The sequence below is a fragment of the Proteus myxofaciens ATCC 19692 genome, assembly GCF_001654855.1.
GTDB classification, from domain to species: Bacteria; Pseudomonadota; Gammaproteobacteria; order Enterobacterales; family Enterobacteriaceae; genus Proteus; species Proteus myxofaciens.
In genome coordinates this window covers 1-20,750 of sequence record NZ_LXEN01000113.1, presented here as the reverse complement: position 1 = coordinate 20,750, position 20,750 = coordinate 1, and the positions used below count along the sequence as shown (strand labels likewise).

Here is a 20,750-nt window from a genome sequence, read left to right as displayed (position 1 = left end):
AGCAATTAAAGCAAAATAGTAATCCCCATTTACCCCCCGCAGAATCGGGTATTTTAGGAACACAACTTGAACCCGATGAATTAACGATTACGGTTTCATTAGGCGATAGTTTTTTTGATAATCGCTTTGGATTTAGTGAAAAGAAACCTAAACGTTTAGAGCCAATGAAGCCCTTTCCTAATGATAGATTAGAAGCGAAATGGTGTGGTGGTGATATTCTTTTACAGCTATGTGCAAATAGCCAAGAAAGTATTATTTACGCGCTAAGAGATATTTTAAAATATCTTTCTGGCATGCTTCACCCTATCTGGAAAATAGATGGTTTTCTGCCATCTCGTGATATTGATAAACGCCAAACTCCTATTAATTTATTCGGTTTTAAAGATGGCACAGGAAATGCACCTTCCACTGACAATATATTAATGGATGATTTAGTGTGGATCACCGAAAAACAAAAAGAACCACAATGGTGCATTGGAGGGAGTTATCAGGCCGTTCGTCTTATTCGTTTTGCCTTAGAATTTTGGGATAGAACTCCCCTTGAAGACCAAGAAAATAATTTTGGTCGTGAGCGTGAAACAGGCGCACCTATTGGCATGAAACATGAAATGGACTCACCTGAGTTTGAAAATGATCCTCATGGCGATAGAGTATTATTTGATTCCCATATGCGACGAGCCGAACCAAGAACCACTGAGCGTTATAGTGCTAAATTACGCAGACGTAGTTATAGCTATTCATTGGGATTAACGCCATCAGGACAATTAGATATGGGACTTATTTTTGTCTCATTTCAAAATAACTTAAAAAAAGGATTTATCGATACTCAAAAACGGCTTAATGGAGAGCCATTAGAGCGTTATATAAAACCTTTTGGGGGAGGTTATTATTTTGTTTTACCGGGAATACCCAAAGAAGGCGATATTCTAGGCCAAGCTCTTTTTGATTAATCATCATATTACGCACTTTATTATTCTTTATTTACAGTAAAGTGCGTAAATTTCACCAACAAATACTCTTCTCAGGTGTATTTCTTACATATCTATTTTCTTTCTTCAATTATCTTATTTTTATTCCAACTTGTTTATAATGAAATATTATCTGGCTATCTTGGTGATGAATAGGCACTATTAGTTAGTCGCTGGTATTGTACAAAATATATTCTTATTGACGATTTTTAAGGAGAGACTTCACCATGACTGGATTAATTATTGTTATCGTTTTATTGGTTATTATTTTTTATTACTACAACCGTATTGTTACTATGCGTGAAGCCGTTATCTCTAGTGAAACTGAAATTTCAGTGCAACTTGATCGCCGTGGAAAAGTATTTGATAGTTTATTAGCAACAGTAAAAAAATACCTTAGTCATGAGTCTGAAGTGTTTACCACCATTACCAAACTCAGAACACAAACTCAAAGTACTAATAGCCAAGAAGCAAAAGCTGCCGAAGATGAGCTTTCTAAAATTGTATCAAGTGGCGCAATAAATGTGGCGGTTGAAAATTACCCAGAATTAAAATCAGATTCTGTGATGGCCAATTTACAAGAAGAGATTGTTTCAACAGAGAATAAACTTTCTTTTGCTAAACGTGGTTATAACCGCACACTAGAGCAATATCGTGCTTTTATCGCTTCAATTCCTGCTGTATTTATCGTCAAGATTTTTCCAAGCCTTGTTATTAATAAAGAGTACTGGCGTCTTGATGAAACAACGATTAAATCAGAGGAAGCTCGCCGTATTAACTTTGATTGATTTTACTTCATCACATGTACGACTAGATTGTTAAAAACAGCACTTCTGCGTGCTGTTTGGAGTTTTAAAAATGGATTTCAGAAACATATTACGTAAAAATGCGCTACGCACTCGTTTGGTTATTGCGACCTATCTATTATTAATGCTGATTATTGGCTTATTAGTAGATACAGCTATTGGTGCAAATCCTTATCTTGATTTAACCGATAATATGCTGGCCTTTCTGACATTCAAAAAGACCCCAATTGCATCATTAATTATTTTAGCTATCTCCATTATTTTATTGCTCTTTATTCACTTTAAAGGACATAAAATGATGCTAACTGGTATGAATGCCCGTTTAATTTCACCTAGTGAAACACTTAATGCACAAGAACGACAATTATTAAATATTGTTGAAGAACTAAGTTTAAGTGCCACATTAGGTTATATTCCAAAACTCTATATTCTTGATACACCAGAAGCGAATGCGTTTGCCGCAGGTTGGTCAGAAAAAAATGCCTTTATTGGCATTACACAGGGTTTGCTCGATAAACTTAATCGCCAAGAAATACAAGCGGTATTAGCACATGAAACAGGGCATATTATTCATGGTGACTCACGACTTACCTTATATGTGGGTATATTAGCGAATGTGATTTTAACGGTAACAAATATCTTCGGCTCTCGATTATACCTTGCCTCAAATAATCGAGGGAATGGCAAAGGTAATGATGCTGCGAGTAAAGCCCGACTTATCTTAATCGTATTAAACTTTGTGTTACCGATTATTACTCAAGTGCTTTACTTTTACTTATCGCGTACTCGTGAATATATGGCTGATGCGGCAGCCGTTGATTTAACACAAGACAATCAAGCCATGATTAGCGCATTAACCAAAATTTCAGCACAACACGAAACACAAGATTTTGAAGATGGAACAACAGGAAGAGAATACCGTAGAGCGGCATCAATTTTTAATAAAGGTGACTCATTCTTCTCAACTCACCCATCGATTGAAAATAGAATTGCCGCGCTGAAAGGCGAAAAATAAAATAACAATTTAGAAACACAAAAAACGTAAAAAAAAGAAAAGCGTTTGTTGTATTAAACAAACGCTTTTTTATTGAGAACGTATTTTCACTAAACCAGCAATATTACATCACAATAATCTGATTAACGGTGCTTTTCGCCATGATGAAAAATAGCCGTACGCAAACGCTCTTGTTGCTCATAACGCTGCGGATATTCAATTGTTTTATCCTTACCTAATTCGACTAAAAGCTCATTCATTGTTTGAATATTGGCTGTGGCGATAGCCTCATCAACGTGTTTTACTATTTCATTATAATGAGACATTTCAATTCCTCTTCTTCATAAAAATCTTAGTGGTATCATATTACAAGAAAGAGAAATTCTATATTTTTAGTCACACAAATAATGATTAAATCGAATTTAATGGTCGATTTTTCGTTTCTTTTCCTAGTAATAAAACAGCAATGATAGCGACAGCAATAGAACAACTAAAAATTAAGAATATCGAGCTAATTTCAAATTGATATTGAACCAAATACCCCACCATCAAAGGACCTAAAATTCCCCCAATTCGTCCTATTGCTGTTGCTGTACCAGCGCCTGTTGCTCTTATTGCATCTGGATATTGCTCTGGCGTATAAGCATATAAAGCCCCCCACGCACCTAAATTAAAAAACGAAAGTAACATACCAAAAATAAGCAATGATGATATTGAATCTGCCACACTAAAATAATAAGCACTGATAGCGGTGCCAGTAAGATATGTGACTAATACAAACTTTCTGCCATAACGTTCAATTAGCCAAGCTGCGGTAAAATACCCCGGTAACTGTGCTAATGTCATGATTAAAACGTATTGAAAACTTTTAATTAAGCTAAAGCCTTTCATCATCGCAACGCTAGGTAACCAAAGAAAAATACCATAATAAGAAAATACGACGCAAAACCATAAAATCCATAACATTAAGGTTGAACGACGATATTGCACAGACCAAATAAGCGACATTGATTGCGCAATAGATAACGATTTTTTCTTTTTAAGAGGGGAAATAACAGGCTCTGGTAATTTTGAACGTAAATAAAGGGCATACACAGCGGGTAATGCACTTAATAGCATTGCCATACGCCAGCCATAATCAGGAATAATAAAATAAGCAATTAAAGCGGCAATTAACCAACCTACAGCCCAGAAACTTTCTAATAAAACAACAATTCGCCCACGTTCATGTGTTTTTACACTTTCGCTGACCAAGGTTGAAGCTACAGGTAATTCGCCACCTAATCCCATGCCAATAAAAAAACGTAAAATAAGTACCATCATTAAAGAGCTAGCAGCTGCGGTTAATCCGCATCCCAGACTAAACAATAACAGCGTGATAATAAAAACAGGTTTCCGCCCTTTTCTATCAGCCATAATACCAAAAACAAATGCACCAATTGCCATACCGATGGAATTAACACTGCCAATCCAACCGAGTTGTGATGCCGTTAACCCCCAATCTTCTTTTAATGCGGTGAGTAAAAAAGCTAATAATCCCACATCCATTGCATCAAAAGTCCACCCCATACCTGCAATACATAAAAGTTTATTACGAGAAAGTGTTGGCGGTACTTTGCTCGTTTTACTTGCCGTTGTCATCACATTTCCTACTATCCCTTATTGAATTGTTTAGTATACTAAACAACAAAAATAATTTTGTTAATAGTAAAGAGGATATTTAAAGAAATTTTAACATGATTTGTGACAGGCTAATCAAAAAAAATCGATATCTCTATTTAAGATACCGATTTTCGCTTTTAACTATTTATCGTTTTTATTAATTAACTTCTTAAGCCACGGCCTTTCTCAATTAAATACCAAGCAATAATATAAAAGACCGCGATAAAGAGACATAACACGCTAACGGTGACCGTTAATGAAACATCATTGATCCCTAAAAAACCATAACGGAAACCACTAATCATATACACAATTGGGTTTAATTTAGAGACCCCTTGCCAGAATGTAGGTAATAGCGAAATAGAATAAAAGACACCACCTAAATATGTTAATGGTGTTAAAACAAAGGTTGGAATAATACTAATATCATCAAATGTTTTGGCAAAAATAGCATTCAGTAATCCCGCCAAAGAAAACACAATTGAAGTCATTAATAATGTCACTACAACCATTGTCCAAGAATGAATTTCTAAAGGTACAAAGAAGAGTGAAACTAAGGTGACTAATATACCAACACAAACACCACGAGCAACACCACCGCCAACAAATCCTGCAATAACAACATGTGTAGGTACTGGTGAAACTAATAATTCCTCAATACTTCGCTGAAATTTAGCACCAAAGAAAGAAGAAGAAACGTTAGCATAAGAGTTCGTTATAACCGCCATCATAATCAGGCCAGGCACAATAAACTGCATATAATCTACGCCCCCCATATCACCAATACGCTTACCAATTAAGTTACCAAAAATAACAAAATACAGCGACATCGTAATAACAGGTGGAATTAATGTTTGGATCCAGATACGACCAAAACGGGTAATTTCTTTAATCCAAATTGTTTTGAGGGCTACCCAATACAGCTGAATCATTCCCTCTCTCCTTCTTGATGATGAATATCGGTATGATCTTCATTGACTAAGTGGACAAATAATTCTTCAAGGCGATTCGCCTTATTTCGCATACTTAATACCTGAATGCCCTGTGCATTTAATTGTGCAAATACACTGTTTAATCCTTGTTCTCTTTTTACATCAACTTCTAATGTAGAAGTATCAATTAAGCGATATTGATAATTTTCTAATTCCGGTAATGGGCTTTTAGGTGCGAGATCTAAAATAAAGGTTTCAGACTCTAACTTACCTAATAAACTTTTCATGCTGGTATTTTCGACAAGTTCACCTCGTTGAATAATACCAATATTCCGGCAGAGCATTTCTGCTTCTTCTAAATAATGAGTGGTTAATATAATTGTTGTTCCATGCACATTGAGTTGTTTTAAAAACGTCCACATTGAACGACGTAATTCAATATCAACACCTGCCGTGGGTTCATCAAGAATAAGTAATTTAGGTTCATGCATTAATGCACGAGCAATCATTAAACGGCGTTTCATACCACCTGATAAAAAACGTGCTCGTTGATCTCTTTTCTCCCATAAATCGAGCTGTTTTAAATATTTTTCAGCACGTTCTAACGCTAATTTACGAGGGACACCATAATAACCCGCTTGGTTAAGAACAATTTGCATAACGGTTTCAAAAGGATTGAAATTAAATTCTTGTGGCACTAATCCTAGTTGTCGTTTGGCATTGACCATATCGGTATCAGTGTCATAGCCAAAGACTTTTACTTTCCCGCTACTTTTATTGACTAAAGAGCTAATAATCCCAATAGTCGTCGATTTACCTGCACCATTAGGGCCTAACAATGCATAAAAATCCCCCGCTTCAACGGTAAGATTAATACCTTTTAGGGCTTTAACACCATTATGGTAAGTTTTCGTTAACTCGGTTAACTCCAAAGCATAAGTCATAAGTGGAAATTACCTTTTATCAACTACATTATTCAGCATTTACTAGGCTGAAATCAGAAAATAGCTATTCAACTAAGCATGACGAATTTATCGCAACTTAGAAAATAGGTTTAATTCAATAGGAAAAAATGGAATAAGTTATTCTAGAGAAAAACGAATAGCAAATAAACCGTTTTACGGCTTATGGCACAAATAAATAAGTAAATATAATTTAACTGTTTAAGAAAGAAATAATATGCCGTATCTAAAGCAGTATAAATACAACCTCTCATTTCACCCCATTTATGGCTAAAATTCTTAATGTTAAGAAAATTTATTTCTTTTTGTAACCATTTAGCTTCTATAATAAAAATAAAATTATTGCCGTTATTACTCAATCTTTCTGATGAATATTGCGCTAAAAGCATGGCTCAGTATTTTTAGTGGTTAATATTACATCATTTTATAATTTTTATACGTTTTAAAAGCGGTAATAACAAAATTATTAAGATTTTTTTATCATAAATACCGTCACTTTAAATCAACAAATAGCAAATTAAGTTAATTTACAAGTGATTATAATATTATAAAATTGATTTACATCAAATAATGTGTCAATAAATTCATTAAACAAATGTTATAAAAAGTTCTATCTTATTTGAAAGCAATATTTCAGGTAATTATCTGTCACTTGGCTTAAAAAAGCCTTCTGATTTACTCAAAAGTAATGATATAAAAATACCTATTCTTAATGGATCTATAGCATCCCATAATAACACTGAACTATTTCGTGTTGGCGTTACTGTCAGCGCAAATGGTGGAAACCGAATTTACAGGCAGTCACGTCATGATGAGAAAAATTGAAGAGCTATTAGCAAATAATAAGCAATGGTCACAATCTGTCACTGAAGAAAACCCACAGTTTTTTAAAGAGCTATCTAAAGGACAAAAACCCCATTTTTTATGGATAGGCTGTTCAGATAGCCGTGTTCCCGCTGAAAAATTAATTGACGCCGCACCTGGTGATTTATTTGTGCACCGTAATGTCGCAAACCTTGTTATTCATACTGATTTAAATTGCCTTTCCGTCATTCAATATGCCGTTGATGTACTGCAAGTTGAGCATATTATTATTTGTGGTCACTATGGTTGTGGTGGTATTGAAGCCGCAATCAAAGGTACTGAACTTGGTTTAATTAATAACTGGTTACTGCATATTCGTGATATTTGGTATAAACACAGCTCAATGTTGGGTGAACTCGCACCACAAGAACGATTAGACTTACTTTGTCAATTAAATGTTATTGAGCAAGTTTATAACTTAGGTCACTCAACAATCATGCAAGCAGCTTGGAAACGTGGACAAAAAGTGATGATCCATGGTTGGGTTTACGGTATCAATAATGGTGAATTACATGATTTAGATATCACCTCAGATAGCCGTGAAAAACTTGAGCTTTCTTATCGTCAAGCGATAGCAAAACTGAATCAACCTTCTAACAAATCAAGCGAACAAGTGAAAAGCTAAAATTTCATTTTCACTAAATCTGCAAATCAAAATCCCGCATTATGCGGGATTTTATTATCTATATGTTCACTATTATTTTTACTTGAAAATTATTCATCTAATAAAGTGACATGCCCAATATAAGGCAAATGACGATAACGTTGTGCGTAATCAATACCATAACCGATAACAAATTTATCTTCGATTGAGTAACCAATCCACTCAACAGGGACATCAACTTCACGACGAGAAGGTTTATCAAGTAAAGTACAGATAGAAATAGAGGCTGGTTCACGTAAACTTAAAATCTCACTAACACGATTTAAGGTATTACCTGAATCAATAATATCTTCAACAATCAAAATATCTTTTCCGCGAATATCTTCATCAAGATCTTTGATAATTTTAACATCACGGGTTGATGTCATACCATTGCCATAACTTGACACGGTCATAAAATCAACTTCATGAGGGACTTCAATTTCACGGCATAAATCAGCCATAAAAATAAAAGATCCTTTTAATAAGCCGATTAAGACAAGATCATGTTTACCTTCACGAGGACGGTAATGCTCTGTAATTTCACGGCCTAACTCAGCAATACGCTGTTTGATCTCTTTTTCAGAGATCATGACATCAACAATATGTTTCATGATTTATTTCGATTGGGTTAACGGGGAAAGCAACCGATTGTACCAGAACTTACTTCATCATGCGACGATCTGATTTAATGAATATAAGGGAATAAAATATCAATTTCATCCCCTTATTCAATTTATCTCTCTGATATTAATGATAGTTATAGTGAAATACTACTTACTCACAGTAAATCCTAACATCATTCCTGTATCTTCATGCTCTAAGAGATGACAATGCGCCATAAATGGATGCTCTTTTGGTGCTAAATGATTAAATTTCACCAAAATTTCGCTGACTTGGCCTTCAACTTTCACGATATCTTTAAAACCTTGGCGGTGTTTCTCTGGCGCTCTACCATTTTCCGTTAAAATACGAAATTGCGTGCCATGTACATGGAAAGGATGCAACATCATGTCTCCACGACCAGAAACAACCCAACGTTCATACTCACCTTGTTTGACATCAAACGCAGGCTCTGTCATTGAAAATGGTATCCCATTGATACTATTAGCATTATAAATATCGATATCGCCATGACCACAGCCATTCATCATACCGCGTCCCATCATTCCACCTTGACTATGATTACCACGCATATGGCTCATACCATGATGTAATCCTGCTAATGCTTTATCACCATAACGCTCTGTTAATGCCATCATTCCTTGCATATCTAGACGCATATCCATACGTAAATGTAATGAACGACTTGCAATATTGCTAAGAGAAGGTAAAGCAGGAATCAATGCGAGACTATCAGGTAAAATGCCTTGAGATTTTTCTGCTGAAGGCAATAAACGTAATATAGTCAAGGCATTATCAAAAGGTGCGAGTACCATACCCATTTGGCGTACAGGTAAAGTAACAATATCGACATCTCGTCCATCAGATGTATCAATCAATACTTCAAAACGTTCACCCATTAAAATAGGTAATTCCGTTACTTTAACGGGTTCAGCCAATAATCCACCATCACTGGCGATAACATACATCGGCCTACCATCACTTGTGGCTAAATTAAGACTACGAGCATTACAACCATTTAAAAAACGCAGCCTTATCCACCCTTTAGGCACGATATGTTGAGGTTGAATAGCACCATTGGTTAACATGATATCGCCAAACCAACCAATAGCTGCGCTCATAACATCAAGCTGATAATCAATCTGCCCTTCACTATCTAAACGCTTATCTTGCAAAATAATAGGTAAATCATCAATTCCCCAATGATTAGGTAATTTATGTTTTGGGGTTTCTTCATCTTCAAGAATAACTAATCCACCTAATCCCATTGCGACTTGTTGACCTGTTACACCATGAGTATGAGGGTGAAACCAGCAAGTAGACTCCGATTGATTTGGCGTAAAAGTCACACTACGTGATTGATTAGGTTGAATTAGTGCTTGAGGTCCGCCATCTTGCTCACCACTAATTTCTAATCCATGCCAATGAACTGTAGTCGCATCAGAAAGTTGATTATGAATATTCATTGTGACAGGTTGGTTTCGTTTCAGTTTTATAGCAGGGCCTAGTAAACTGCCGTTATAACCCCATGTTGTTGTGTTAATTGATGACAAAAAATGCGAAAAACCTTGTTGAATATTAAGAGTAATCTTTTGTTGTGAGTCAGGGCTAATTAGGGGTGGAATAGCTAATGAAGGCGTGGTACTTTGGGCAAATGCAAGGCGACTCCAGCTTGGTAATAATGTAAAAGCACTAAGTGTGGCGCCTAATTTTAAAAATTCGCGACGTTGCATGATGTATTCCTTTAAACAAAAATAAGCTACTCTGAGTTTGTTGTAATAGACCGAGTGGTCATTTTATGCACTGCCATTGATGTTAAAGTTTCCCCTTACAGGAAGGTCAATTTAAAACCTGATAAATCAGAGGGTCTTTGCAAAACTTTTAATTACATTAAGCGAAATAACATTTCTAGTGAAATTACCACGCTGAGGAACACCTCCCCCAATGAAAAAAATGTTCACTTTGTTTTGTACCTTTTCCTTGTCTTTTTTAATGCTGTTTTCAGCAAGTACAAAAGCATTAACTGATTCTCAAGCCGAAGACTTGGCTGATTTAACTGCTGTTTTCTTGTTTTTAAATAAAGATTGTGGCTATGAGCAAATATCAAAACCTAAGATTGAACGCGCACTCGTTATTTTCTCACGCTCCCAAAAATGGGATGTGAGTAACTATTCTGTACTTCCTATGAATCAATTAAATGAAGATAGTTATAACGATTTGAAGGGAATTGAAATCACACATAATAAAAAGTGCCAATTGCTTGCAAATAAATCACTGAGTTTACTTAATTACTAAGCTACCAGTAACTAAAATAACCTCTAATTCAATGGTTTAATTGAATACCCCAATTGATAGAGGTTATTTTAATCTTACCTTTTTCTCATTTCTTTTTTCTGATGCTCATTCCAAAATAACGCAATAGACTCACTAATTAATGACTGAATAAAAATAGCACTGCCTAGTGACGTCAACATAAAGGGTGCTTAGAATCGAATTTATTGTAATAAAAGCTCGGTTATCAATCCTAAAACCACAATCAGTTTTACAAAATAAATTAATTAACTAAATTGTTATTATGTATATTCCACTTTTCTTGATATTTAAGAGCGACTCATGACACTAAAAATTACCACAAGCCCTACAGCTGATGAAATAAACGAAATTTATGAGGGGTTACTTAGCCATAATCTTCATTATTTAAGTTTTGATCAATACACACCGCTTGCTGTATTTAAAGAAGAAAATGGCAAAAAAATTGGTGGCATTACAGGTGATATTCTTGGTAATTGGTTACGTATCTGTTACTTATGGGTTGACAGTGAGCATAGAGGAAAAAAATTAGGCACAGAATTACTGCAAACGATGGAAAAAGTAGCAAAACAAAAAGGAGCCAAATATGTCGAATTAGATACATTTAGCTTTCAAGCCCTGCCTTTTTATCAAAAACAGGGCTTTAACATTTTTGGTACTCTGGAGAACTATCCAATCAGTGACAAGAAGTACTATTTGAGAAAAGAATTATAAATTATTTTTCCTTATATTCTTCTAGCCATTTATTCACTTCATTATTTATTTCATTATCCATTTCATTATTTATTTTATCATCTGATACTTTATCATCTGATATTTTATCATCTAAGTTTTCAGCGTTTAAAAACATTTGATATAGTGTTGATGGAAATTTTATTTTCTCATCTAAGTCTTCTTTAGTATTTTTATTTTCAATATCTAGATCACTATGACTTATATCTTTTCCATTATTTAATGGTATATTATCTAAAATAAATTCAGCAATTTTTTCCTCTGTTGATTTTATTTCACCATTATTTATTTCCATATCGCTAACAGATAGCCCATCATTATCCCATTCTTGGTCATTATTATCCCATCTTTGGTCATCATTAATATTTTCTAATTTATTATTAGAGGATATATAACCATCCCATTCCATTTCATTGTCAGTTTGACTAATAGATTGTTCAATTAGAATTAATACATCATCTATTAATTCTTTTTTACCAGCAAGGGTAAAATAATTAACTTTAGTTAAAATATTTTGAAGTGAATTTTCTATTTCTTTTTTTATCGAGTTTAAATTATCTTTATTCCCTTCTATTAAATCACCTATTTCAGTAAATTTCTCCGCTATATTTTCAAGTGACCCTTTTACTCTAGAATAAAAAGGATTATTATTTAGTTCAACCGAGTAATTTTCCTCAACATTGTTTAATTGTTCATTAGCAAGAATCATATCAGAAAAATTCTTTATTTTTTGTAGAGACATCATCAATTCATTATTATTATTATCTTTAGATAATTTTAAACTTTCAGTTACTATATTATTTAAATCACTAAATTTAGATAATATATTTATTATTGCCATTTTAAGATTATTGGAATTTTTATTTTCCAATAAACTCATTCTTTCTGATTCTAATAAAGAAACTAAATCACTTAACATTTCCTCATTATTATAAATTTTATTACTATTTATTTCATAATCATTATCACTAGTATCGCGATCATAATTACTACTATGAACACTTATAGAATCATCATCAGATATAACACTATCTTCTTTATTAGTAGAAATTCTTTTTTGCATTAATACAGAATTATTGTCACTAATATCGCAATCATAATCACTACTATGAATACTTATCGTATCAGCGTCAATACCAGCATCTACCATATCACCGCTAAGCCCTTCAATATCAGTACCAATACTCTGTCTTTCAATTTTTTTATTACCATAAAACTCATTCATATATTTCTTTATCCAGCCCTCTTTAGTATCACTGTAAGAATAATTAATTCCAGCTTCTTGCTCCTCTTCATTTAAGATTCTATGCATTATTCTATTTAAATTATCAATTTTATATTGTTCTTTATTCAGGGCTAACTGACTCTCTGATATAGAAACTAAAAAATTTATTTTAGAAAGAAATTTTTCTTTTTCTGTATTAGTAGGGAAGTTATCTAGTACATTATCATTATTATGGTGTAATTCTGTAATTATATTTTTTTTATTATTATGAAAAGTTGTGTTTAATGTATAAGTATTTATTATTTCATTATATATTTTATTTATATCGCTTTCTTTTACTCTTGAAACTCTTTCTTCAAAGATATGTTTAAATGTTGTAGAAAATTCATTATCACTAGGATTATTAGATTGTTCACAAAAAGATTCAGCTCGCTTTAATTCATTTAAATAATTAAAAAAACTATATCTACTTCCAAAACTTACATTTTCATTTTCGATTAAACTTAAAAAATGATCTACCTTCCTTTCTTCTGTTACTAATTTATTTTTTATTTGAATCATGTTTTGTAATTTATCTTCTACTTTATTCTTATCATTTACTAATGAAGAATTAAGCTCATTAACTTTATCATTTATATTTTTTGATACTTTATTTTCCTCGATTAAGCATTTTGCCATTCTACCATTTAATTCTTTGATGCTATCACTATACTTATCTTTCTCGTCACTTCTATTTTTTATCCCTATTCTTCCTGTTTTGCTAATGGTGAGTAATGTTGATAACCGCTTAAATGCATGAAATATTTTACTTACAAAATTAAACTTTACATTAGTGTTAGATATATTTTTTATGTTGTTAACTATAGTCAACTTATCTCTATCAAAGAAAGAGTTTTTAGTTGAAAAAGAAATTCTACCACTAAATCCATTAATATTATTAACACTCATTATTTTAACCTCGAAATTAATTATTTTATTTTATTTTTCACTGTTAACTCTATCTTTTATAAAAAGACATTTAATAAAAAATAAAATATTAATAACCATTATGAATACATATAATAATATAATTACAAAAACAAATTAATTTAATTTAAAAATTATAATTATGATTTTTAATTTTATTTTATTAACTTTGTTAATAAAACTCTAATAATCTATTTGTCTATCAATTTATCCACTTTATTTTAGATAAATAAAGTGTATCAAGCTTCAGAGTCATTTAGCGTATTATCAATAATTTTCTTATTTAAAAGTAACTCAGTATCTTTTTCAAAATTATCCTTAAACCCTGAACTCTCTTTTTGTTCATCAAATTTTGCTATCATAGCATGATGTTTATTTAAAAAATCACTTAATGACTCAGATTCACTAATATCACTTTTATTATTTATATTTGTTAAATGATCTCTAAATTTACACATTGTATTTTTTATTTTTTCAATCGCATTTCTTAATGAGTTAAATACTCTTTCAGTGCCTTTTTCAAAATTAGCACCGATTTTATTAAGATAAGAAGTATTAAGTTTAGAAATAGTCATGATAATATCCTATAGTAATGAATGAAAACAATTAAGATATTACGCATTTTAAATAAAAAAATTTGCAAAAAAAGAAACAAGATAGATATAACGATACTATTTGATAAAAAAAGAATATTTTATCTATAAAAATGAGCTACTATAAAAAAAGACACCCGTTATTGGTGTCTTTTTTGATAACAATAGTACATTTCTATTTTTAATTACTCTTTTAAATCGTTATAAACTGTCGCTCTTGAAACGCCAAGGTATTGAGCTGTAATTTCCATCGCTTTACGCAATGATAAATAACCCTCATCTTGTAAACATAATAATAGCTCACGTCGTTGATGCGGTTTAAGCGCTCTTGGCGTAACAGAATAAGTGGCAGAAAACTCATCAATGCGTTTTTTAAGCGAATCTTCTGTTACCGAACTAAAGGTTTCAATGATCTCATTACCTTCTTCCAACGTGGAAAATTGGTTTAATACCATTTGTAATCCTTTGATCATTGATATATCAATATTCAAGCACAAAGCTGCAACATAGTTACCTTGTTTATCTTTAATACCAATAGAGGTACTTTTCGCTGTTCGTCCATCAGGAAATTGATTAGGATAATTTGCAACAATTTGTGGAAAATCGGGCGATTCAATACGCGCCATTCCCAATTCTGTCGCTCTATCCCCGACTTTTCTACCTGATAGATTATTTTCTATTACCATAATGGTATTTTCACTATCAGTCAGATCATGAAGTACAACTTCACAAAAAGGCGATAATGTTTTACCAATGCCTTGTGCTATAAATTGTAGTTGTTCTACTAGCCACGCTTGGTCTTCAGTTTTATGTGACATAACGATCTCTGTAATAGCTAAAACGTAAATGATTTATACAATTTTAACCGATTTATTCAAATAATTAATCGTTATCTGTAGGAAAATCTGCTATTGCCTGATTTAGAATCGCTTTTGCCATCCATTGAGTCATATCAATAACCTGCTGATCGTCCATTTTCCAGATATCTTTCATCACTAAAAAGACTTCTGAACCATAAACCAGTGAAAATGCTTTAATAACCTTATCCCACATCTCTTGTGGATATTTTACTTTTAGTGGCTCAATAACCCGTAGTAAAATATCTTTACGATGCCCACGAATAAAACGTTTTTCTGTAAATTCTTTCGATTGTCTCTCTTTTGCCCATTGTTGCAGTGATACTTGCAATGCGCCACGTAATGCACCTTCATGTTTAAACATTTGTGGATATGCAAGATTTAACAACTTAGTAATACGCTCTTGTGTATTATCTTCTGGTGCTGGAGTCCATGCGATAATCGGCGCTAAACTCGCATTCACTGTCGCACTAATTAAATCACTTTGTGTCGGAAAATAGCGATACGCCGTCGCTCTAGAAACACCTGCATGTACTGCTAATTCTGACACAGTTGGTAACATACCCTGTTCAAAAAGCCCCAACGCCGTGGAAACTAATAATTGATGGGTACGTTTGCGTGTACCAGACATTGCATCTGTTTCTTCACTGTTACTCATAAAAAATCCTTCGCTATTACTACACTGGTATCTTGATTACTGATTTTTAGGCCAATATAGAATTTTATTGAGCCTACTTTAGGTGATTTGCGTAGCCTAATCGATATTTAAGAAATAAAAAACAAAAATAATGAGACTAAAGTCTCAAAATGGTGCTATGATAAATGAAACTAGAGTCTCATTATGGTTATAATCCACTCGTCAATAATCATAAAAGGTAAGGGAAGGCTAAATGAAACAGTATTCTGGCTCAATTTATATTGCGACAACTCTTGATACAAAAAGCGCTGAGATTTTTTATGTTAGCGAATTAATTAAGAAAGCAGGCCTTCCTGTTAAAACCGTAGATTTGACGACAAAACCAACTGCTTTAGAAAGAGAGGCTGATATTACAGCAGCAGAAGTTGCAAGCTATCATCCTGAAGGCAAAATGGCCGTTTTTTGTGGTGATCGTGGTAAAGCAATCGCTGCAATGTCAGTCGCTTTTGAACGTTTTTTAACTGACCATCGTGATGATGTCTTAGCCATTCTTGGCCTTGGTGGATCAGGTGGTACGGCATTGATTACACCAGCAATGCAATCTTTGCCAATTGGCGTACCTAAATTGATGGTATCAACGATGGCGTCTGGCGATATCTCAGGCTATATCGGTGCAAGTGATATCTCAATGATGTACTCCGTAACCGATGTATCCGGCTTAAATCGTATTTCTCGTAAAGTGTTGAGAAATGCAGCAAATCAAATCGCCGGTGCTGTTTATTTTTATGAAGAAGAAAAAAGTGTTGATAAACCTGCGGTTGCATTAACAATGTTTGGTGTAACAACGCCGTGTATACAACAACTTACAAAAAAACTTGAAAATGAGTATGACTGCCTAGTTTTTCATGCAACAGGAAGTGGCGGCAAAGCCATGGAAAAATTGGCAGATGGTCACCTACTTCATAGCGTACTCGATCTTACAACAACAGAAGTATGTGATTATTTATTTGAAGGTGTGCTTGCTTGTGATGAAGACCGTTTTGGTGCTATCGCCCGTACCAAAACACCTTATATAGGTTCTTGTGGTGCTTTAGATATGGTGAATTTTGGTCGACCTTCTACAGTGCCAGAGAAATATAGAGAACGTCAATTTTATCATCACAACGCACAAGTCACCTTAATGCGTACAACACCAGGGGAAAATCGTCAATTGGGTATCTGGATCGCTGAAAAATTAAATCAGTGTGAAGGCCCATTGCGATTTGTATTACCACAGGGCGGTTTTTCTGCTCTTGATATAGAAGGCGGCCCTTTTTGGGATCCAAAAGCAAATCAAGCCTTCATTGATGCATTTATAACAACATTTAAAGAGACAGAGACCCGTAAATTGGTCATCAGTCCTTATCACATAAACTCAGCTGAATTTAATCAGCTAATTTATGATTTACACCAGGAACTTATTCGTTAACCACGGAGAAAGAATAATGACTCATTCACGTGAAGCGTTACTCAAAAAATTTAATGAAATGATTGCACGCCATGAACCCATTATTGGTGGTGGTGCAGGTACCGGCCTTTCTGCAAAATGTGAAGAAGCTGGCGGTATCGATCTTATCGTGATTTATAATTCAGGCCGTTATCGTATGGCTGGTCGTGGTTCATTAGCAGGATTGTTAGCGTATGGTAATGCTAATGAAATTGTGATGGATATGGCTAAAGAAGTTTTACCTGTCGTAAACCAAACACCCGTACTTGCAGGTGTTAATGGTACAGACCCTTTCCTTAATTTTGATAAATTTTTAGATGAGGTTAAAGCGATAGGTTTTGCTGGTGTACAGAATTTCCCAACCGTTGGATTAATTGATGGTAATTTCCGCGCTAACCTTGAAGAAACCGGTATGGGCTATGGCCTTGAAGTTGAAATGATCCGCGCTGCTCACGCTAAAGATTTATTAACAACACCTTATGTTTTCAGTCGCGAAGATGCGATAGCAATGACAGAAGCTGGCGCTGATATCATCGTACCTCATATGGGATTAACAACAGGTGGTAATATCGGCGCTGAAACAGCGCTAACATTAGAAGATTGTGTGCCATTAATTAATGATTGGGCAAAAGCGGCTAAAGCCGTTCGTTCTGATGTAATAGTGCTTTGTCATGGTGGTCCTATCGCAACACCTGAAGATGCACAATATATTCTTGATAATTGCCCTGATTGTCATGGTTTCTATGGTGCAAGTTCAATGGAACGTTTACCAACAGAAATCGCATTAACTGCAACTACACAAGAATTTAAACGTATTAAACGCTAATCTCAAATCATCAAGTTTGCCAAAGCGTTAACCCTATTGCCCACTCTTTGTGGGCAATATTTTATGCATTAAGTCTTAATTAGAATTAGACAAGTTTTGTAATGAGGGAATTTAAATCACCCGCTAAAAAACTCACTGGTGGAATTTCAATAACAGTATAAGCGCCAGCCTGCTGTTTCATACTCGCCCTTGCTGCTGAAACCATAAATTGAGACGTTAATGCGGGATTATTAATTCGCATTGAATATTCAAAAAGTTGGTTATGTGTTTTACCAGATACACCTTTATGAGCGATATTTACACCATGACCAACATCTTTTAGGCTATCAACACAATCAACCGCAATAACATGAGTTTCATTAGAAGAGAAATAACTATCTTCTTTTATTGCTTTCTCTATTTTATTAAAGTCAGCCCCTGTTTCTAATTCCACATAGACCATACGACGATGGATGCCAGTTCCTACAGGAATAGTCATTGAAAGGGCTTCTTTGACACCATCAATTCCTTTAGCGACAACACTATGTCCCATACTCATACCAGGGCCAAAGTTAGTATAAGTAACACCTTTAGGTGCCATGGCAAGTAATAAGGTACGAATAATAGAATCAGAACCAGGATCCCACCCCGCAGAAACAATGGCTACGCTATCATGTTTTTTCGCAACGCTATCAAGTTCTGTTTTTAGAGCAACAATTTCACTATGAACATCAAAACTATCAACAGTATTAATGCCTAAGCTTAATATAGATTTTGCAATCTCACTGATTGCTCTAGTTGGAGAGCAAAGAAGTGCGACATCAACATGCCCTAATGTCGTAATATCATCGGTGACTTTTATATGTTGCAGTTCTTCTGGTATGCTATTTGTATTACGTCGAACAACACCGACTAATTCGCAATCATCAGCCTCTTGTACTGCATCTAAAGCAAATTTTCCTATATTGCCATATCCGACAATAGCGATTTTTATCTTAGTATTCATTGGGTTCCCTTCTAGTCTATTATCTCTCTTTTCCTTTCGATAATAGTAGGTAACAATCAATCAATAAACCCCATACAAACATTTTTACGATTTATTAATTAATTATGCTATTCCGTTATAAATAAACCATGTAGAATCGAGCCACTTCCCGCTGGTTATATTTACAACACTTTTTCACTTTGTTTTTATAGAAGGTTTTCAATGCATCAATCTGATGTAGCGGATCGCTCACTCTTTTCTCTTAGCTGGCCTATCTTCATTGATATTTTTTTGCATTTCGTCACGCTATTGATTAATACCTACATGATAAGCCATGTTTCTACCGCTTATTTAGCTGCTATGGGGGTGGGTAATCAGGTTTTTGACCTTTTTATTACCATCTTTAACTTTATTAGTGTCGGCTGTAGTGTCGTTATTGCTCAATATTTAGGTGCAGGAAAACGCGAAAAAGCAAGCCAAGCAATTCATATTTCAATCGCGTTTAACTTTTTACTTGGCTTTATTAGTGCCGCGATAATTCTCTTTTTTGGCTATAAAATTCTTAATATCATGAATACACCATCGCACTTAGTGCAAGATGGTTATGATTACCTGCATATTTTGGGTATTTGCCTTATTCCAGAAGCGATCTCAATTATTTTAGCTGCTTGTTTACGTGTTTATGGCAAATCAAAAGCGGCCATGTATGTCACGCTGATCGCAAATATCGTGACAGTTATCGGTAATATGATTGTTCTTTACGGCTTCTTTGGTTTACCACAATACGGTTTAATCGGTGTTGCTTGGTCAACCGTTGTTGGCCGTGTTATTGCCGTTATTTTATTATGCTGTCTACTATTTTATGGCTTACGCATTAAATTTGAAATTAAGCTATTGCTAGTTTGGTCTAAAAATATGTTAGGGAAAATCCTACATATCGGCTTACCTGCCGCAGGTGAAAATCTGGTTTGGATTTTACATTATATGACGGCTTCTGCGTTTATTGGCTTAATGGGAGAAGTTCCATTAGCAGCACAAACCTTATATTTCCAACTTTCTTTATTTTTAATGTTATTTGGTATCGCAATTAGTATTGGTAATGAGATACTTGTTGGTCATATGGTTGGGGCTAAACGTTTTAATGATGCTTATATTCGTGGCTTTAAAAGCTTAAAAGCCGGTGTGTTATTTACGATTGGCATTGTTATTATTTACTGGTTTATGCGTGATCCTATTCTTTATTCAATTACTGATGATCAACGTATTATTAATCAGTTATTACCTTTAGTGATTTTATCTGTCTTTTTAGAGCCTGGCCGTACTTTTAATATTATTATGGTTAATGCCTTACGTGCTGCGGGTGATGCACGTTTTCCACTTATCACTGCGGTGTGTTTTATGTGGGGTGTTGCTGTTCCAGTGGGTTATTTCCTTGGTATAAAAATGGAAATGGGCTTAGTCGGAATTTGGATTGGCTTTCTTTGTGATGAGTGGCTACGTGGCTTGGCGAATGCATGGCGCTGGCGTTCTCGTAAATGGCAAACTAAGCGATTAGATATTTAGACTCAAAAGCCCAATATTATATTGGGCTTTTGATACCTGAAAAGTTGTCAACCTATAGCAGAATGAGTTAACTTTTTTTATTTAATGACCTTTTTCATTAAAGAAATTTCTATATTTAGATACTTTTTAATATCTA

General features: G+C 34.1%; 20 protein-coding genes. 9 read left to right on the top strand and 11 right to left on the bottom strand.

Annotated features, from left to right (window positions below; genetic code table 11):
* The 3 genes from M983_RS12055 to htpX all read left to right on the top strand — a co-directional run.
* Positions 1–950: Dyp-type peroxidase (locus M983_RS12055; protein WP_066751119.1), on the top strand; the 950-nt coding region annotated here is incomplete at its 5' end.
* Between the two features lie 245 nt (positions 951–1,195).
* The gene (locus M983_RS12050; protein WP_066751116.1) at positions 1,196–1,756 is read left to right on the top strand and encodes a LemA family protein; all 561 of its coding nucleotides are present in this window, start codon (positions 1,196–1,198) and stop codon (positions 1,754–1,756) included.
* Between the two features lie 70 nt (positions 1,757–1,826).
* Positions 1,827–2,789, top strand: a complete 963-nt coding sequence (gene htpX, locus M983_RS12045; RefSeq protein ID WP_066751113.1) for a zinc metalloprotease HtpX — start codon at positions 1,827–1,829, stop codon at positions 2,787–2,789.
* Positions 2,790–2,911: 122 nt separating this feature from the next.
* On the opposite strand, the gene M983_RS12040 is transcribed toward htpX, so the two are convergent.
* From M983_RS12040 to M983_RS12025, 4 genes are all read right to left on the bottom strand, one after another.
* Positions 2,912–3,094 carry a DUF2526 family protein gene (locus M983_RS12040; RefSeq protein ID WP_066751111.1) on the bottom strand — a complete coding sequence of 61 codons (183 nt, stop codon included), beginning with the start codon at positions 3,092–3,094 and terminating at the stop codon, positions 2,912–2,914.
* 85 nt (positions 3,095–3,179) lie between these two features.
* The gene (locus M983_RS12035; protein WP_066751108.1) at positions 3,180–4,409 is read right to left on the bottom strand and encodes an MFS transporter; all 1,230 of its coding nucleotides are present in this window, start codon (positions 4,407–4,409) and stop codon (positions 3,180–3,182) included.
* Positions 4,410–4,591: 182 nt separating this feature from the next.
* On the bottom strand, positions 4,592–5,362 hold the full coding sequence (locus M983_RS12030) for an ABC transporter permease (protein ID WP_066751106.1): 771 nt from the start codon (positions 5,360–5,362) through the stop codon (positions 4,592–4,594).
* On the bottom strand, positions 5,359–6,306 hold the full coding sequence (locus M983_RS12025; RefSeq protein ID WP_066751104.1) for an ABC transporter ATP-binding protein: 948 nt from the start codon (positions 6,304–6,306) through the stop codon (positions 5,359–5,361). The genes M983_RS12030 and M983_RS12025 overlap by 4 nt, the downstream gene beginning before the upstream one ends.
* 826 nt (positions 6,307–7,132) lie before the next feature.
* Here M983_RS12025 and can point away from each other — a divergent pair.
* Positions 7,133–7,813: a carbonate dehydratase gene (gene can / locus M983_RS12020; RefSeq protein ID WP_066751101.1), complete on the top strand. Its 681-nt coding sequence runs from the start codon at positions 7,133–7,135 to the stop codon at positions 7,811–7,813.
* 89 nt (positions 7,814–7,902) lie between these two features.
* Here the strand turns inward: can and hpt are convergent, their stop codons facing one another.
* Both hpt and cueO read right to left on the bottom strand, forming a co-directional pair.
* On the bottom strand, positions 7,903–8,445 hold the full coding sequence (gene hpt, locus M983_RS12015) for a hypoxanthine phosphoribosyltransferase (protein ID WP_066751098.1): 543 nt from the start codon (positions 8,443–8,445) through the stop codon (positions 7,903–7,905).
* A gap of 159 nt (positions 8,446–8,604) precedes the next feature.
* On the bottom strand, positions 8,605–10,188 hold the full coding sequence (gene cueO / locus M983_RS12010) for a multicopper oxidase CueO (protein WP_066751095.1): 1,584 nt from the start codon (positions 10,186–10,188) through the stop codon (positions 8,605–8,607).
* 220 nt (positions 10,189–10,408) lie between these two features.
* On the opposite strand from cueO, the gene M983_RS12005 reads away from it, so the two are divergent.
* Both M983_RS12005 and M983_RS12000 read left to right on the top strand, forming a co-directional pair.
* A complete protein-coding gene (locus M983_RS12005; protein ID WP_066751122.1) occupies positions 10,409–10,750 on the top strand; it encodes a YacC family pilotin-like protein in 342 nt (113 codons plus the stop codon).
* A 318-nt stretch (positions 10,751–11,068) separates the two neighbouring features.
* Positions 11,069–11,479: a GNAT family N-acetyltransferase gene (locus M983_RS12000; protein WP_066751092.1), complete on the top strand. Its 411-nt coding sequence runs from the start codon at positions 11,069–11,071 to the stop codon at positions 11,477–11,479.
* Between the two features lies 1 nt (position 11,480).
* Here the strand turns inward: M983_RS12000 and M983_RS11995 are convergent, their stop codons facing one another.
* From M983_RS11995 to M983_RS11980, 4 genes are all read right to left on the bottom strand, one after another.
* Positions 11,481–13,670 (bottom strand): hypothetical protein, encoded by a 2,190-nt coding sequence (locus M983_RS11995; protein WP_066751089.1) that lies wholly within the window; start codon positions 13,668–13,670, stop codon positions 11,481–11,483.
* Positions 13,671–13,927: 257 nt separating this feature from the next.
* On the bottom strand, positions 13,928–14,263 hold the full coding sequence (locus M983_RS11990; RefSeq protein WP_066751087.1) for a hypothetical protein: 336 nt from the start codon (positions 14,261–14,263) through the stop codon (positions 13,928–13,930).
* A gap of 203 nt (positions 14,264–14,466) precedes the next feature.
* Entirely contained in the window at positions 14,467–15,099 is a 633-nt protein-coding gene (locus M983_RS11985) for a helix-turn-helix transcriptional regulator (protein WP_066751085.1), read from the bottom strand.
* A 64-nt stretch (positions 15,100–15,163) separates the two neighbouring features.
* Positions 15,164–15,796 carry a TetR/AcrR family transcriptional regulator gene (locus M983_RS11980; RefSeq protein ID WP_066751083.1) on the bottom strand — a complete coding sequence of 211 codons (633 nt, stop codon included), beginning with the start codon at positions 15,794–15,796 and terminating at the stop codon, positions 15,164–15,166.
* A 232-nt stretch (positions 15,797–16,028) separates the two neighbouring features.
* On the opposite strand from M983_RS11980, the gene M983_RS11975 reads away from it, so the two are divergent.
* Both M983_RS11975 and M983_RS11970 read left to right on the top strand, forming a co-directional pair.
* Positions 16,029–17,243 carry a Tm-1-like ATP-binding domain-containing protein gene (locus tag M983_RS11975; protein WP_066751081.1) on the top strand — a complete coding sequence of 405 codons (1,215 nt, stop codon included), beginning with the start codon at positions 16,029–16,031 and terminating at the stop codon, positions 17,241–17,243.
* A gap of 16 nt (positions 17,244–17,259) precedes the next feature.
* A complete protein-coding gene (locus M983_RS11970) occupies positions 17,260–18,087 on the top strand; it encodes a phosphoenolpyruvate hydrolase family protein (RefSeq protein ID WP_066751079.1) in 828 nt (275 codons plus the stop codon).
* 85 nt (positions 18,088–18,172) lie between these two features.
* Here M983_RS11970 and M983_RS11965 read toward each other — a convergent pair whose 3' ends face one another.
* On the bottom strand, positions 18,173–19,072 hold the full coding sequence (locus M983_RS11965; RefSeq protein ID WP_066751075.1) for a diaminopimelate dehydrogenase: 900 nt from the start codon (positions 19,070–19,072) through the stop codon (positions 18,173–18,175).
* Positions 19,073–19,273: 201 nt separating this feature from the next.
* Here M983_RS11965 and M983_RS11960 point away from each other — a divergent pair, with 201 nt between their 5' ends.
* Complete coding sequence (locus M983_RS11960; RefSeq protein WP_066751072.1) at positions 19,274–20,614, top strand: MATE family efflux transporter; 1,341 nt, start codon at positions 19,274–19,276, stop codon at positions 20,612–20,614.
* Positions 20,615–20,750 lie beyond the last annotated feature (136 nt).

What these genes read in the sequence shown, in the direction of transcription:
- hpt (WP_066751098.1), bottom strand. Translation starts at nt 8,445, where the DNA reads ATGAAACATATTGTTGATGTCATGATCTCTGAAAAAGAGATCAAACAG.
- M983_RS12000 (WP_066751092.1), top strand. Translation starts at nt 11,069, where the DNA reads ATGACACTAAAAATTACCACAAGCCCTACAGCTGATGAAATAAACGAA.
- M983_RS12050 (WP_066751116.1), top strand. Translation starts at nt 1,196, where the DNA reads ATGACTGGATTAATTATTGTTATCGTTTTATTGGTTATTATTTTTTAT.
- M983_RS11960 (WP_066751072.1), top strand. Translation starts at nt 19,274, where the DNA reads ATGCATCAATCTGATGTAGCGGATCGCTCACTCTTTTCTCTTAGCTGG.
- can (WP_066751101.1), top strand. Translation starts at nt 7,133, where the DNA reads ATGATGAGAAAAATTGAAGAGCTATTAGCAAATAATAAGCAATGGTCA.
- M983_RS12025 (WP_066751104.1), bottom strand. Translation starts at nt 6,306, where the DNA reads ATGACTTATGCTTTGGAGTTAACCGAGTTAACGAAAACTTACCATAAT.
- M983_RS11985 (WP_066751085.1), bottom strand. Translation starts at nt 15,099, where the DNA reads ATGTCACATAAAACTGAAGACCAAGCGTGGCTAGTAGAACAACTACAA.
- M983_RS12030 (WP_066751106.1), bottom strand. Translation starts at nt 5,362, where the DNA reads ATGATTCAGCTGTATTGGGTAGCCCTCAAAACAATTTGGATTAAAGAA.
- M983_RS11990 (WP_066751087.1), bottom strand. Translation starts at nt 14,263, where the DNA reads ATGACTATTTCTAAACTTAATACTTCTTATCTTAATAAAATCGGTGCT.
- M983_RS11965 (WP_066751075.1), bottom strand. Translation starts at nt 19,072, where the DNA reads ATGAATACTAAGATAAAAATCGCTATTGTCGGATATGGCAATATAGGA.
- M983_RS12005 (WP_066751122.1), top strand. Translation starts at nt 10,409, where the DNA reads ATGTTCACTTTGTTTTGTACCTTTTCCTTGTCTTTTTTAATGCTGTTT.
- M983_RS11970 (WP_066751079.1), top strand. Translation starts at nt 17,260, where the DNA reads ATGACTCATTCACGTGAAGCGTTACTCAAAAAATTTAATGAAATGATT.
- M983_RS11980 (WP_066751083.1), bottom strand. Translation starts at nt 15,796, where the DNA reads ATGAGTAACAGTGAAGAAACAGATGCAATGTCTGGTACACGCAAACGT.
- htpX (WP_066751113.1), top strand. Translation starts at nt 1,827, where the DNA reads ATGGATTTCAGAAACATATTACGTAAAAATGCGCTACGCACTCGTTTG.
- M983_RS11975 (WP_066751081.1), top strand. Translation starts at nt 16,029, where the DNA reads ATGAAACAGTATTCTGGCTCAATTTATATTGCGACAACTCTTGATACA.
- cueO (WP_066751095.1), bottom strand. Translation starts at nt 10,188, where the DNA reads ATGCAACGTCGCGAATTTTTAAAATTAGGCGCCACACTTAGTGCTTTT.
- M983_RS12040 (WP_066751111.1), bottom strand. Translation starts at nt 3,094, where the DNA reads ATGTCTCATTATAATGAAATAGTAAAACACGTTGATGAGGCTATCGCC.
- M983_RS11995 (WP_066751089.1), bottom strand. Translation starts at nt 13,670, where the DNA reads ATGAGTGTTAATAATATTAATGGATTTAGTGGTAGAATTTCTTTTTCA.
- M983_RS12035 (WP_066751108.1), bottom strand. Translation starts at nt 4,409, where the DNA reads ATGACAACGGCAAGTAAAACGAGCAAAGTACCGCCAACACTTTCTCGT.